The sequence below is a fragment of the Micromonospora sp. I033 genome, assembly GCF_053890995.1.
Map to the genome: position 1 here is coordinate 1 of NZ_JBSSLX010000172.1, position 12501 is coordinate 12501.

A 12501-nucleotide genomic window follows, 5' to 3' on the forward strand; every position below is an offset into this window, starting at 1 on the left:
ACAACGCCAGCAACTCCCGCGCCGTCTCCGCCGCCCGGGCCCGCGCCGCCGGATCCGACTGCCGCGCCAACGGCGCCACCAACTGCGCGAACAGACCGACCTCCCGATCCGCCGACGTCCGGAACGCCCGCAGGTGCCGCGGCTCCAACCCGTACGCCGCCAGCCCCGCCACCGCCCGCGCGATGATCAACGCATCCGCGTCATACCACCCCGGCGGGTCCGACACCAGCACACCGAGCCGCTCCAACTCGGCCAACGTCGACTCGTCGACCCCACTCCGGGAGATCAGCTCCACCCGACCCAGCCGCACCTCCGACGGCTCGGCGGACTCCGCCACCTCCCGACCCGGCACCTCACCACCGGGACCGACCGCCACCAGGTTCGGCCGCTGCCGCCCCGGCGCCGCGCCCGAGGAGTCCCACTCCGCCAACTGGTCCCGGATCACCCGCAACGGCAGGTACTGGTCCCGCTGCGCGGTCAGCACGAACCGCAACCGCGCCACGTCGTCCCAGCTGTACTTCCGATACCCCGCCGGCGTCCGCTCCGGCTCCACCAGGCCCTCGGCCTCCAGGAACCGCAACTTCGAGATCGTGACGTCCGGAAACTCCACCCGCAACTGCGCCAGCACCTCGCCGATGCTCATCAGCGGAGCCCCACGCGCCTCCCCGGGCGACGTCGAAGCCGCAGGCCCGTTCACCCCCGGCCGGCCTCCTCCTCCGGACGCGGACCGGCGATGAACACCACCCGGAACTTACCGATCTGCACCTCGTCGCCGTTGCTCAGCGTCGCCGCCTCGACCCGCTCCCGGTTCACGTACGTGCCGTTCAGGCTGCCCACGTCCCGCACCGTGAACGTGCCACCGTCCCGGTGGAACTCGGCGTGCCGCCGCGACACCGTCACGTCGTCGAGGAAAATGTCACTGTCCGGGTGCCGGCCGCTCGTCGTCACGTCGTGGTCCAGCAGGAACCGGGCGCCCGCGTTCGGACCCCGCCGAACCACCAGCAGCGCCATCCCCGGCGGCAACGAACCGGACATCCGGCTCGGCACCACATCGGTGTCCGGGCCCTCCAGCACTTCGTCGAGCGAACCGAGATTGAGCGTCGAAGTGACGTCGAGCGGGGGGAACTCGTCGTCTGGGCGCGTCATGGGGACCACCTCACGGATCTGTTTCGGTCGGCGTCGGGTAATGGCGGGTCTGGCCGCCGGGCAGAAACACACCCGGCGGCTGGCTCCCCGTGCCGGGAAGGCGCATTCCGCAACGCTCAAACTATGGGTTCTCGGTCAACTGGGCGAGCCTAGCCAGCGCCGAAAAACAGGGCAACCGGACGCGCGGAGACAACCCCGCCGCCCGGAACGCACGAACTCAGCTCTCGGTGAGCTCGCGGTACGCACCAGCGGTCAGCAAACCCTCGACCGCCGACGGATCATCCGGAGTGATCTCCACCAGCCACCCCGCACCGTACGGATCCGTGTTGATCACCTCAGGGGTGTCGGCCAACGCCTCGTTGCGCGCCGCCACCGTGCCGCTCAACGGCGCGTAGATCTCCGACACGCTCTTCGTCGACTCGATCTCACCGAGCGACTCACCCGCCGCCACCACCGCGCCCTCGTCCGGCAACTGCACGAACACGATGTCACCCAGGGCATCCTGCGCGAAGTGCGTGATACCGACCCGGACGGCACCGCCGTCCCCACCAGCCACCCACTCGTGCTCGGCGGTGTACCGCAGATCCTCAGGAATCACCAGCTGCGTCCTTCGTCATCGGTGCACCGGGGGGAAACCGGCGCGGCCGCGACCGGTCAGGAGACCGGCCGGGCGTGTTCCAGCTTGATCGGCGCGTGCAGCTGCGAAACCTCCACAGCCTCACTGTCCACCGGCGTCACGTTACCGCCGGCCTCCTCCACCGATGCGACCACCCCGCCGGGAATGTTCAACGCCGTACGCAGCGTCGCCGGATCACCGATCACCGAGATCACGTACGGGCCGCTCAACCGCCGCCCGTCGACCACCAGGCCACCACCCGGCGGCCCGTCCACGAAATACGTCGACGCGATGATCCGCACCGCCGCCCCGTCCGAGCCCGCGATCTGCATCGCCTCCGCGCCGGCGCCCCGCAACTCCTGCACCGCGTCCAGGATCCGCGCCGCCGAGACCGCCTTGTCCGGGCCCTCGAACCGCACCGACAGACCCGGCCCCACCGCCGGCAACGTGCCCGCCAGGATGCCCAGCTCGTCCGCCCGCCGCGTCGCCTCCTCCAGCGCCGCCTGCCGGCCCTGCTCACCCGAACGCAACTGCCGCTGGCTCTCCTCCAGCGCCTCGATGTCCTGCCGCAGCCGCCGCTCCCGCGAGTCCAGATCCGACGAGATCCGGACCAGGTCCTCCTCGCGCGTCGCGGCGAGCGTCGGATCCGTCGACGTCGTCTTCAACTGCACCACCAGGGTGAAGCCCAGCAACGCCAGCAACACCGCGATCATCGCGCCCGCCGACGTCAGCCGCCGCGACACCGGCACCGGCCTCGCCTCCGGCTCCGCGGCGGACGCCCCGGGCTCCTCAGCCGGCGGCGGCACGTCCTCCTGCTCGACCGGCCCCGCCGGCGCCAACGGGCTCAACTCATCCGGATCGGGCGCGTCCGGGCGCGGATCCGGCTCACCGGCCGGACCCGACGGCCGCGCCGGCTCCTCCGGCTGCGGCCACCCCGTCCCCGTCTCCCTGTGCTCCTCGCTCATCGCCACAAACCTACGCCCGGAACAGGTGCCGGCGGATCGCCGCCACGTTTCCGAAGATGCGCACCCCGAGCACGACCACCACACCGGTGGACAACTGACCGCCCACCCCCAACTGGTCACCCAGGTACACGATCAGACCCGCCACCAGCACGTTCGAGATGAACGACACCACGAACTGCTTGTCGTCGAAGATCCGGTCCAGCTTCGCCCGCACCCCGCCGAACACGGCGTCGAGCGCCGCCACCACGGCGATCGGCAGGTACGGCTGCAGCGCCGCGGGCACCGTGGGATCCAGATACACCCCGAGCACCACACCGGCGAGCAACGCCAGCACCGCGATCATCGGCCACCTCCGGAGGGGCTGGGAGAGGTACCCGAGCCGGACGGCCCGGGACTTGTCGAACCGGCGACACCCGAACCCGACGGGCTCGGACTCACCGAAGGCTCGGCGTAGCGTAGCCGCGGCTGCGGAGCGGCCGGCAGGGTGAGGTCGTCCGCGTCCTTCACCCCGAACGACAACCCCGTCGTCCGCTGCACGTCACGCATCAGCTCCGCCGCCCGGCTGTCGTCGAACCGATCCCGCATCGACCCCGGCCCGATCGCCGTCACCTCGTACGGGCTCGTCACCGGCCGGTAGTCCACCAGGATCGCCTCACCCGCCGAACGGATCGTCGACGTCGCCGTCAACCGCTGCCCGTTGATCGCCACCGCCTCCGCGCCGGCCGCCCACAGCGCGTTCGCCACCTTCTGCAGGTCGGAGTACAGCACCCGGGACGGCCCCGCGTCCGCGCCGGTCACCGCGTCCCGGTCGGCCGACGCGTCGGCCAGCCGCACCACCACACCGTCACCGCGCACCCGGCCCAGGCCCGTGCCCGCCTCCAGGTTGCGCAGCCGCGACGCCTGCGAGCCGCTCAACGCCGCGTCCCGCTGCCGGCTGACCTCCTCGCGCAGCTGATCCGCCCGCGCGGTCAACCGGTCCGTCTCCGCCTCGCGCTGCTTGATCTCGGCGATCAGCCCGGCCCGCGCCTTCGCCCGACCCGGCTCCTCCGCGACCGTCTCCCGGTACGCCACCGCGAACAGGAACCCGATCACCAACAGCACCACCACGCTCACCGGCCGGGCCAGCACCCGCCGCAGCCGCGACGGCGGCACCGCCACCCGCCGGGCCGCCGCGTCGGCGTACCCCGGATCGAGCGGATTGCGGAACAGCTCGGTGAGGAAGTCCGGCGCGTACACCCGCGCCGACGGGTCGGTGCCCTTGTCCCGGGGCGGCGCCGCGGTCACGCCGCCGCCCCCGCGCGCCGCGCCCGCACCAGGCGGCCGGCCTGCACCACGTACATCGCCCCGGCCACCCAGTAGAGGACCAGACCCCACCAGGCCAGCCCCCAACCGATCGCGCCGGCCGCCGTGGCCACACCCGGGGCGGCGGCCGCCAGCAGCAGGATCGGGAACGCGGCCAGCAGCAGGAACGTGGCGGTCTTGCCCACGTAGTGCACCGGCGGGGGGCCGTAGCCGTAGCGGCGCAGCACGCTCAGCGAGCCGAGCAGCAGCAGCTCGCGGGCCAGCAGCGCACCGGTGAACTGCCAGGGCACCACCTCGCGCGCGGTGAACGCCAGCAGCGTGGCCAGGATGTAGAGGCGGTCGGCGAGCGGATCGAGCAGCTCGCCCAGCCGGCTGACCTGCTGCAGGCGCCGGGCGATCCAGCCGTCCACCCAGTCGCTGGTGCCACCGATGGCCAGCACCACGATGGCGGCCACGTCGGCCTTGACCACGAGGAACAGGTAGAGGAAGAGCGGCACACCGACGAGCCGGACAAAGCTGATCATGTTCGGCAGGGTGAGGACACGGTCCCCCACCGCCGCACCGCCGGGAGCCGGGTGCTCCGATGGAGCCGGCCGACGCGACACCGAACCTCCCTTCGCAGCACGGTCCGGCGGCCGAGTGATCGGCCGCCACAGGGACGTGCGCGTTGCCGGCCGGTCAGACGCCGGCGCCCTCTGCGATCCCGGGCTGGGACCTCCCCCTCGCGGCCCAGGATCGCGTCGATCATGGGCCGGCCAGTTGCGCTGCCACTATATCGGGCTCCCCCGACCGGGCCCGGCCCCCGCGCTGCGTCGCTGGGTGCCTTCGGCTTCTGTGCGGCGCCGCACCACCTGTAGGGCATCCTAGGACACTAGTCGAGCACCGGACCGTCCCTGATCACTGCCAGGGGTGGGCCGAGGTCAGGCGGTGCGGGCGGTGGAGTCGGAGCCGGCCTGCGGGGCGTTCAGCGACGCGGCCTGACCGAACGCCATCAGCGCCAGCAGCAGCTCGTGCTGCGCCCGGTGGGGCATCCGGTCCAGCACCGCCTGGACCGCCCGGTGCCGCCGCTCCGCCAGCTCCCGCAGCAGGGTCTCCGCCGCGGCGGTGGGGATCAGCCGCACCTCCCGCCGGTCGCGGGGATCGGCCGCCCGGCGCACCAGGCCGACCGCCTCCAGCCGGTCGCAGAGCCGGCTCGCCGACGAGGGGACCACGTCGAGCAGCTCGGCCAGGCGGTTCACGTTGGTGTGCGGGTGCGACATGATCAGCGACAGCACCCGCAACTGGGTCGGCGAGACACTGACGTTGTGCCGCGAGGTGGCGGAGTCGAGCACACCGATGAGCGCCTCGGCCGCCGCATCGATGGCCGCGGCAAGATTCGGAGGTCGCTCCACCCGCTGTCCCCTGCGATCGTCCCGCTCGTGTTCGTTCCGCCGGTCCGTCACCGCCCGCCGGGGTCGTCCGGAGGGCTGGAACCGCGCCAGTCCAGGCAGACGACGACCGCGTCGTCGCGAAGATCCGCGTCGGCATGGTACGCGTGCAGTTCGCGCATCACCGTACCAACTGCCTCGGTCGCCGGTTGCAACCGAGTGGACCGCATCGCGCGCGCCATGGCCCGCTCCCCGTACGGCTCCTGCCCGGCCGGCTCCGCCGCGTAGACCCCGTCGCTGACCACGAAGAGCCGGTCCCCCGGCTCCACGGTGAACTCCTGCACGTCGTAGCGGGTCTCGGCGAACATCCCCAGCGGCAGTTGCTGCTCCAGCGCGATCGGGGTGACCGCCCCGCCGCGCAGCCGCAGCACGTGCGGCGAGCCGGCGTCCACGGCCCGCACCACGCCCCGCCGGTTGTCCAACTCCAGCAGCAGCGTCGCCACGTGCCGGCTCCCCCGGTGCTGGTAGAAGATGGTGTCCGAGGCCAGCTCGGCCTGCTCCACCAGGCTCCCGCCGGAGCGCCGCGCGTTGCGCATGGCGTTGACGGTCACCGCGGTGAGCAGCGAGGCGGCCAGGCCGTTGCCCGCGCCGTTGAGCACCGTGACGGTGAGCCGGTCGCCGTCGACCGACCAGTCGAAGTGGTCGCCGCCCACCGTGTAGGCCGGTTCGAGCTGCCCGGCCAGCACGAAGTCGCCGTGCGTGACGCTGCGCCCGGGCAGCAGGTCCCACTGCATCTCGGCGGCCATGCTGAGCCGTTCCCGGCGGCGCGCGCGCCGGTAGCGGTCGGTCTCCCGGTCCGCCGCCCGCAGCGCCACCGCGAGGTCGCCGGCGACGTCCCGGGCCGCCGCCACGGTCGCCGCGTCCGGGGCCGCCGGCAGTTCGACCATCAGCACGCCGAGCCGCTCCCCCCACGCCGACAGCGGCAGGTAGGCCCGGCACCGGCCGTCCTCGCCGGTGTCCAGCACCGGCTGCTGGCTGCTGAAGCAGCGCTGCGCGACCCCCTGGCAGGCGAGGAAGCCGCCCTCGGGCAGCTCGGCGTCCAGCACCGGCCAGAGCCCGGTGAACCGGTAGTCGGCCACGAACACCTCGGTCCGCGACGCGCCGAGCACCCGGCGGATCGCCGCGTCGGCGGCCTCCGCCAACTGGTCGGGGGGCGCGGCGCGCAGGGCGCGCGACACCGCTCCGGACGCGTCCGGCATGCTGAGATCCTCCGATGGCGACTATTGCTGTAGGGCAAGAATCATACGGAGGCTGCCGGCAACGCTGCGCCCCGGCTCTGACCTGCGCCGCAGCGGCGTCGCTCGCGGGTGGACGGTCCCGCGCTCAGTCGGCCGGCCTGGTGGCCAGCGCGCCGTAGAAGGCGTCCGGCACCGGCTCCGGGGTGCCAACCGGTCGCCACCGCGCCACCGGCACGATGCCGTCCGCCGTCGGCTGCCAGCGCCCGAGCAGCGGCGCGAACCGGTCGGGCGCCCGCATCCGGAACGCCGGGCCCATCATGGCCAACGCCTCCGGATACGCGGCGAGCTCCTCGCTGTCGAAGTCGATCGCCAGGAAGCTGCCCGGCGCGACCGCCCCGTACAGCTCGTCGAGGGTGCGGGCGAGGGTCTCGTCGTCCAGGAACGCGGCCAGCCCGAGGAAGACCACCCCGACCGGCCTCCTCCCCCACCCCGGGACGAACCGGTGCAGCTGGGCCGGGTCGACGGTGCCGATGTCGGTGGCGTCGCCGTAGCCGTAGCCGGCCCGGTCGCTGTCGGCGAGCAGGCGCTGGCCCAGCCGGACCGTCACCGGGTCGACGTCGGTGTAGAGCACGGTGGCGTCCGGGGCCACCTCGTGCACGTTGCCGCGGGTGGGCACGCCCGCCCCGAAGACCAGGAAGCCGTCCACCCCGGCGTCGGCCATCGACCGGACCGCCCGGCCCAGGAAGTCGCGCAGCGCCCGGAAGATCGCCGCGCAGGGCCCGTACGCGCCCTCGAAGGCGGCGGCCGCCGCCACGTCGACCGGGTGGTGGTGCTCGCCGCCGAGCCAATAGTCGATCATGCGGGCGGTGCTCGGCTGGTCGGGCTCGGCCATCGACGAGGCTCCCTCTCTCACGCGATGGTCGCCAGCGTACCCAGGGGTCGGCTCGGGCGGTATCGCCCCGGCGACCGCCCGCCGGCCGCGATACTGGCCGCGGGCGGCCGACGGCGAGGAGGTACGGGGTGAACTCGGCGAACGGCGCGGCCGTGGTGGTCGGGGTGGACGGCTCGGAGCAGGCGCTGAAGGCCGTGCGCCTGGCGGCGCAGGAGGCGGCCCGACGGGACCGGCCGCTGCGCGTGGTGCACGGGTTCATCTGGCCCCTGCTGCGCGTACCCGTGTCGCCGCCGGCGCAGGGGCCACCCGGCAGCGGCCTGCGGCATCAGGCCGAGGAGCTGGTCGCCGCGGCGGTCGCCGAGGCGGAGGCGGCCGCGCCCGGGCTGCGGGTCTCCGGCGAGATCATCGACGGGGAGGCCGCGGCCGCGCTGCTCGGCGAGTCCCCGACCGCCGTCATGATCGTTGTGGGCGACCGCGGCCTCGGCGGCTTCGCCGCCCTGGTGGTCGGCTCGGTGGCGATCCAGGTCGCCTCGTACGCCGACTGCCCGGTCCTGGTCGCCCGGGGCACGTCGCGCCCGAGCGGCCCGGTGGTGGTCGGGGTCGACGGCTCCTCGCTGTCCCGCGCCGCGGTGGAGTTCGCCGCCGAGGAGGCCGCGGTCCGCGGCGCCCGGCTGCACGCCGTGCACGCCTACACCCACCCGGCCTCCTCCGGCCCCGGCGACATCCAACCCCTGGTGTACGAGGAGGGCCAGCTGCGCGGCGAGGAGGACCGGGTGCTGGCCGACTCGCTCGACGGGCTGGCCGAGCGCCGGCCGGAGGTGCCGGTCACCCGGGAGGTGGTGCACGCCCGGCCGGTCGCCGCGCTCACCGAGGCGTCCCGTGGGGCCCAGCTGGTGGTCGTCGGCCGGCGCGGCCGGGGCGAGCTGACCGGCCTGCTGCTCGGCTCGGTGAGCCAGGGGGTGCTGCACCACGCCGACTGCCCGGTGGCCGTGGTCCGCGCCCCCGGCTGAACGGTTGGCCCCGCCCGCGGCGGGTAGACGGTACGGTCAGCCACAGCGACCGGAGGAGGCAGCGATGCCAGGACCACGGCCGGGCAGCAACGCGTACGACAAGGAACGCGCGCGGCTGCGGGATCTGATCGAACAGTCCGGGCGGGCCGCCGACAAGGAGGCGAATCAGGTCGCGAACCGGATCCTCCAGGACGACCGCGGCCAGCGGGGCGTGGTGCGGGGCGAACGGACGTTCGGCCCCAAGGGCGAGCGCGAGCCGGGCGACCCGAAGTGAGGGCGGCTCCCGTGGTCGACGGCGCCATCGCGGGCGCCGTCGGCAGCGCCGCGTTGAACATCGTCACCTACCTCGACATGACGCTGCGGGGACGCCCGGCGAGCAGCACCCCGGAGCAGACCGCCGGCAAGTTCGCCGACGCGGCCCACGTCGACCTGGGGACCGCGGAGAAGGCCGGGAACCGCCGCACCGGCCTCGGCGCGGTGATCGGTTACGGCACGGGCGTCGCGGCCGGGGCCCTGTTCGGACTGCTGGCCGCCCGCCGGCGCATCCCGCTGCCGGTGGCCGTGGGGCTGCTGGGCGGCGGGGTGATGGCCACCTCCGACGGGTCGATCGCCGCGCTCGGCATCAGCGACCCGCGCACCTGGCGTAAGGCCGACTGGCTGTCCGACGTGGTGCCGCACCTGGCGTACGGAGCGGCGGCCGCAGCCACCTGGCGGAGGCTGCGGCCGCCGTCGCGGCGGGGCTGATCAGCCCCGCCGGTCGCTCTCGTCCTCGGCCACCGGTTCGCCGGCCGGCCCGTACGGCGACACCTGACCCTTCGGGACCGGCCGCCCCACGTCCGCGTTGGATGTGCCCTTGTTGCGCGGATGCCCGCTCGCCCCGACGGTGCCCTTCCGGCTGTCCGTGCTGGTCGCGCCCTTGTCGTTCCGGCGCAGTTCCTCCTGCTGCGGCTTGACCACAGGTCTCTCCTTCCGGTGGGGCGCACGGCGTGGGCCGCGCACCTGATCCGGGTACCCGCCGCCGCCGGGCACATTCCGGCTCCGCCGCGCGCGTCTGGTCCGGCCCCGGACGGGTACCCACACCGGATGCCAGACGATCGGAACGTGGCGCGGGCGCTGCTGGACCGGCAGTCCCGCACCTACGCGGAGGAGGCCGGGATCAGCCTCGCCGACCGGCCCGGGCCGCTCTACCAGCTGCTGGTGCTCGCCACGCTGCTGAGCACCCGGATCCGGGCGTGCGTGGCGATCGCCGCGGCGCGTGAGCTCTTCGCGGCCGGCTACCGCACCCCCCAGGCCATGGAGGCGGCGAGCTGGCAGGACCGGGTCGACGCGCTCGGCCGGGGCCACTACCGGCGCTACGACGAGCGGACCGCCACCATGCTCGGCACCGGCGCCCGGCTCTGCCTGGACCGGTGGCACGGGGACCTGCGCCGGATGCACAAGGAGGCCGACGGCGACCGGAGCGTGCTGCGCCGGCTGCTCACCGAGTTCCCCGGCATCGGCCCGACCGGGGCGGACATCTTCCTGCGCGAGGCGCAGGCGGTCTGGCGGGACGTGCGCCCGTACGCCGACCGGCGCACCCTGGCCGGCGCGCGCCGGCTGGGCCTGCCGGCGAACCCGGGCGGCCTGGCCGGGCTGGTCGGCGAGGCCGACTTCGGGCGGCTGGCGTCGGCGCTGGTGCGGGTGGCGCTCGGCGAGGAGTCCGCCGGCGAGATCAGCCGGACCGCCGCGGCCCGCTGAGCCGGCCCCTCACTTGGCCGGGCCGGGTTTGGTCAGGTTCCAGGCGAGCGCCGAGGCGAGCAGGGCCAGCAGCACGACGCTGCCGGAGATGCCCTCGCCCTCCCCGCCGCTGCTGCGATGGCCGGTGGCCCCGAAGTAGATCACGGCCAGCCCGGCGAGCACGGTGACGAACGTCCGCATTCCTCGGTCCTTCACATCCTGGACGCTACGGCCGGCCGGCGCCCCGAAGGCCCGTTTCGCGTGCTTGTCCCCCGGTCGTGGTCATTCCGCCCGGCAGCCGGCGGCGGGACCGCGCAGGCGTACCCGGCGGATGACCCGGTCGGCCACCTCGACGACCTCGACGGTGAGCCCGGGCAGCCGGATCCGCTCCCCCGGGCCGGTGGGCAGCCGCCCCAGCCCGGCCAGGACCAGCCCGGCGACGGTGGTGTACTCCCGGGTCAGCGGGAAGGTCACCTGGACGCCGGCGTCGGGCAGGTCGTGCAGCGGGAAGTCGCCGGGGAGCAGCAGCGCGCCGTCGGGCTCCCGTACCGCCTGGTGCACGTCCCGGTCGGTCTCGTCGTACAGCTCGCCGACGACCTCCTCCAGCAGGTCCTCCATGGTGACCAGGCCGTCGATTCCGCCGAACTCGTCGATGACCAGGGCGAGCTGCTCGTGGCGCTGGCGCAGCTGCCGCATCGCGTCGGCGACCGGCAGCGTGCCGGGCAGCAGCACCGGCGGCCGGACGCGTTGCCCGACATCGGCCCCGTCCGCGTCGACCAGGTCGCGGATGTGCACCACGCCGCGCACGTCGTCCAGCCCGCCGGGGCCGGTGACCGGCGCGCGGGACCGGCCGGTGGCGGCGAGCCGGCGCATGGCCTCCGCCGCGGTCAGCTCCGCCGGCAGGAACGTCACCTCGCGGCGCGGCACCAGGACCTCGCGCAGCGTACGGCCGGCGATGTCGAACGCCCCCGACAGGATCTCCCGCTGCTGCGCGGAGAGGCCGCGCTGGCTCACCAGCATCTCGCGCAGCTCCTCCTCGGTCACCTCCTGCCGGTTGGCCCGGGGATCGCCGCCGGCGAGCCGGACCAGCACGTCGGTGGCCCGGCTGAGCAGCCACACCGCCGGGCGGGACACCCGGGCGAGGAGGTCCAGCGGCGCGGCGCTGAGCAGCGCCCAGCGTTCCGCCGACTGCATGGCCAGCCGCTTCGGGGCCAGCTCGCCGACGACAAGCGTCACGAAGGTCAGCACCACCGTCACCAGCACCACGGCCACCGGGCGGGCGGCCCGCCCCAGGAAGCCCAGCGGGCCCACCAGCGGCTCGGCCAGCGACACCGCGGCCGCCGCCGAGGCGAGGAACCCGGCCAGGGTGATGCCGAGCTGGATGGTGGCCAGGTAGCGGTTCGGCTCCCGGGCCAGCCGGGTCAACCGCGCCCCGCTCCGCCCCGCGCGGCCCAGCCGCCGCAGCTGCCCCTCGCGCAGCGTCACGATGGCCATCTCCGCGCCCGACAGCGCCGCGTTGACCAGCACCAGGACCAGCACCAGGGCGAGCTGGCCGGCCATCAGTCGCTCTCCAGGTCGTCCAGGGAGATCGCGTGGGTCATCAGCCACCGGGCCAGCGCGGCCATCCCGAACAGCCACAGCGGCGCCGACTCGGTGGTGCCGTTGGTGGCGAAGACGGCGAACCGCAGGTCGGGTGCCCGGTACGCCTCGATGCGCCACCGGTGGTTCCTGTCCCGCCAGACCGCCGAAGGGTCCATGGCGTCACGGTAGGTGACCGGATGCGGCCCCCGGTGCCGCTTGGCGCACCCGACGGTCAGCCGGGCGGGCGGACGACCTCGCGGGCGTCGTCGGGCAGCCGCCGGGTGGCGCCGCGCCGGTCGAGCAGTTCCAGCAGCGGCACCGCCACCCGGCGGGTGGTGTCGAGGGCCTGCCGGGCGGCGCTGAGCGTGAACGGCTGCGGCAGCCCGGCGAGCACCCGCACCGCGTCGTCCACCGCGCCGGGCAGCAGCACCACGTTGTCGGCGAGCTTGAGCAGGGCGCCGGCCCGCACCGCGGCCCCGATCTCCCGCGGGCCGAGGCCGAGGTCGGCGAGGCGGTGCGCCTCGGGGGCCTGGAAGGGGCGGCCGCCGTACTCGGCGCGTACCCGGGACACCGCCCGGGCCACCGGTTCGGGCAGCGCGTCGCCCGGCGCGGCGGTGACCCGGCCGGCGCGCAGCCGCAACGGCGGACGCAGCAGCGCCTCCACCAGC

19 protein-coding genes are annotated in these 12501 nt (G+C 74.5%); 4 read left to right on the forward strand and 15 right to left on the reverse strand.

The genetic code is table 11. The features are described 5' to 3' along the window. The 10 genes from ftsR to ACW0Q9_RS23365 form a co-directional block, all read right to left on the reverse strand. On the reverse strand, positions 1–643 hold a 643-nt coding region (ftsR, locus tag ACW0Q9_RS23320; RefSeq protein ID WP_456184676.1), incomplete at its 3' end, for a transcriptional regulator FtsR. A 50-nt stretch (positions 644–693) separates the two neighbouring features. Next, positions 694–1146, reverse strand: coding sequence for an oxoglutarate dehydrogenase inhibitor Odhl (odhI, locus tag ACW0Q9_RS23325; RefSeq protein WP_007071101.1), 453 nt, complete (start codon positions 1144–1146; stop codon positions 694–696). A gap of 217 nt (positions 1147–1363) precedes the next feature. Further along, positions 1364–1744: a glycine cleavage system protein GcvH gene (gene gcvH, locus ACW0Q9_RS23330; RefSeq protein ID WP_456184678.1), complete on the reverse strand. Its 381-nt coding sequence runs from the start codon at positions 1742–1744 to the stop codon at positions 1364–1366. A 56-nt stretch (positions 1745–1800) separates the two neighbouring features. After that, complete coding sequence (locus ACW0Q9_RS23335; protein WP_456184680.1) at positions 1801–2727, reverse strand: DUF881 domain-containing protein; 927 nt, start codon at positions 2725–2727, stop codon at positions 1801–1803. A 10-nt stretch (positions 2728–2737) separates the two neighbouring features. Then, complete coding sequence (locus tag ACW0Q9_RS23340) at positions 2738–3070, reverse strand: small basic family protein (protein WP_007071104.1); 333 nt, start codon at positions 3068–3070, stop codon at positions 2738–2740. After that, positions 3067–4011, reverse strand: coding sequence for a DUF881 domain-containing protein (locus tag ACW0Q9_RS23345; protein ID WP_456184682.1), 945 nt, complete (start codon positions 4009–4011; stop codon positions 3067–3069). The genes ACW0Q9_RS23340 and ACW0Q9_RS23345 overlap by 4 nt, the downstream gene beginning before the upstream one ends. Beyond that, positions 4008–4634 (reverse strand): CDP-alcohol phosphatidyltransferase family protein, encoded by a 627-nt coding sequence (locus tag ACW0Q9_RS23350; RefSeq protein WP_456184684.1) that lies wholly within the window; start codon positions 4632–4634, stop codon positions 4008–4010. Before ACW0Q9_RS23350 ends, ACW0Q9_RS23345 begins: the two co-directional genes overlap by 4 nt. Positions 4635–4949: 315 nt before the next feature. Then, the gene (locus ACW0Q9_RS23355; protein WP_456184686.1) at positions 4950–5420 is read right to left on the reverse strand and encodes a MarR family winged helix-turn-helix transcriptional regulator; all 471 of its coding nucleotides are present in this window, start codon (positions 5418–5420) and stop codon (positions 4950–4952) included. Between the two features lie 47 nt (positions 5421–5467). Further along, positions 5468–6655, reverse strand: coding sequence for a PP2C family protein-serine/threonine phosphatase (locus ACW0Q9_RS23360; protein WP_456184688.1), 1188 nt, complete (start codon positions 6653–6655; stop codon positions 5468–5470). 124 nt (positions 6656–6779) lie between these two features. Further along, positions 6780–7526 carry an SAM-dependent methyltransferase gene (locus tag ACW0Q9_RS23365; RefSeq protein ID WP_456184690.1) on the reverse strand — a complete coding sequence of 249 codons (747 nt, stop codon included), beginning with the start codon at positions 7524–7526 and terminating at the stop codon, positions 6780–6782. 128 nt (positions 7527–7654) lie between these two features. Here ACW0Q9_RS23365 and ACW0Q9_RS23370 point away from each other — a divergent pair, with 128 nt between their 5' ends. The 3 genes from ACW0Q9_RS23370 (at position 7655) to ACW0Q9_RS23380 (ending at position 9280) form a co-directional block, all read left to right on the forward strand. After that, positions 7655–8536 carry a universal stress protein gene (locus ACW0Q9_RS23370; protein WP_456184692.1) on the forward strand — a complete coding sequence of 294 codons (882 nt, stop codon included), beginning with the start codon at positions 7655–7657 and terminating at the stop codon, positions 8534–8536. Positions 8537–8600: 64 nt separating this feature from the next. Then, a complete protein-coding gene (locus tag ACW0Q9_RS23375) occupies positions 8601–8810 on the forward strand; it encodes a phosphatidylethanolamine-binding protein (protein WP_355642202.1) in 210 nt (69 codons plus the stop codon). Beyond that, complete coding sequence (locus tag ACW0Q9_RS23380; protein WP_456184695.1) at positions 8807–9280, forward strand: hypothetical protein; 474 nt, start codon at positions 8807–8809, stop codon at positions 9278–9280. Before ACW0Q9_RS23375 ends, ACW0Q9_RS23380 begins: the two co-directional genes overlap by 4 nt. On the opposite strand, the gene ACW0Q9_RS23385 is transcribed toward ACW0Q9_RS23380, so the two are convergent. Next, positions 9281–9493 (reverse strand): hypothetical protein, encoded by a 213-nt coding sequence (locus ACW0Q9_RS23385; RefSeq protein WP_456184697.1) that lies wholly within the window; start codon positions 9491–9493, stop codon positions 9281–9283. A 126-nt stretch (positions 9494–9619) separates the two neighbouring features. On the opposite strand from ACW0Q9_RS23385, the gene ACW0Q9_RS23390 reads away from it, so the two are divergent. Next, a complete protein-coding gene (locus ACW0Q9_RS23390; protein ID WP_456184699.1) occupies positions 9620–10273 on the forward strand; it encodes a hypothetical protein in 654 nt (217 codons plus the stop codon). A gap of 9 nt (positions 10274–10282) precedes the next feature. On the opposite strand, the gene ACW0Q9_RS23395 is transcribed toward ACW0Q9_RS23390, so the two are convergent. The 4 genes from ACW0Q9_RS23395 to ACW0Q9_RS23410 all read right to left on the reverse strand — a co-directional run. Then, positions 10283–10453, reverse strand: a complete 171-nt coding sequence (locus ACW0Q9_RS23395) for a hypothetical protein (RefSeq protein WP_456184701.1) — start codon at positions 10451–10453, stop codon at positions 10283–10285. A gap of 81 nt (positions 10454–10534) precedes the next feature. Continuing rightward, complete coding sequence (locus ACW0Q9_RS23400; RefSeq protein WP_456184703.1) at positions 10535–11812, reverse strand: hemolysin family protein; 1278 nt, start codon at positions 11810–11812, stop codon at positions 10535–10537. After that, complete coding sequence (locus ACW0Q9_RS23405) at positions 11812–12009, reverse strand: hypothetical protein (RefSeq protein WP_456184705.1); 198 nt, start codon at positions 12007–12009, stop codon at positions 11812–11814. The genes ACW0Q9_RS23400 and ACW0Q9_RS23405 overlap by 1 nt, the downstream gene beginning before the upstream one ends. Positions 12010–12065: 56 nt before the next feature. Then, on the reverse strand, positions 12066–12501 hold a 436-nt coding region (locus ACW0Q9_RS23410; RefSeq protein WP_456184707.1), incomplete at its 5' end, for a SelB domain-containing protein.

Bases quoted from the DNA above. Each gene is read 5' to 3' on its own strand.
- odhI (WP_007071101.1), bottom strand. From the start codon at position 1,146: ATGACGCGCCCAGACGACGAGTTCCCCCCGCTCGACGTCACTTCGACG.
- ACW0Q9_RS23335 (WP_456184680.1), bottom strand. From the start codon at position 2,727: ATGAGCGAGGAGCACAGGGAGACGGGGACGGGGTGGCCGCAGCCGGAG.
- ACW0Q9_RS23340 (WP_007071104.1), bottom strand. From the start codon at position 3,070: ATGATCGCGGTGCTGGCGTTGCTCGCCGGTGTGGTGCTCGGGGTGTAT.
- ACW0Q9_RS23360 (WP_456184688.1), bottom strand. From the start codon at position 6,655: ATGCCGGACGCGTCCGGAGCGGTGTCGCGCGCCCTGCGCGCCGCGCCC.
- ACW0Q9_RS23365 (WP_456184690.1), bottom strand. From the start codon at position 7,526: ATGGCCGAGCCCGACCAGCCGAGCACCGCCCGCATGATCGACTATTGG.
- ACW0Q9_RS23375 (WP_355642202.1), top strand. From the start codon at position 8,601: ATGCCAGGACCACGGCCGGGCAGCAACGCGTACGACAAGGAACGCGCG.
- ACW0Q9_RS23390 (WP_456184699.1), top strand. From the start codon at position 9,620: ATGCCAGACGATCGGAACGTGGCGCGGGCGCTGCTGGACCGGCAGTCC.
- ACW0Q9_RS23395 (WP_456184701.1), bottom strand. From the start codon at position 10,453: ATGCGGACGTTCGTCACCGTGCTCGCCGGGCTGGCCGTGATCTACTTC.
- ACW0Q9_RS23400 (WP_456184703.1), bottom strand. From the start codon at position 11,812: ATGGCCGGCCAGCTCGCCCTGGTGCTGGTCCTGGTGCTGGTCAACGCG.
- ACW0Q9_RS23405 (WP_456184705.1), bottom strand. From the start codon at position 12,009: ATGGACCCTTCGGCGGTCTGGCGGGACAGGAACCACCGGTGGCGCATC.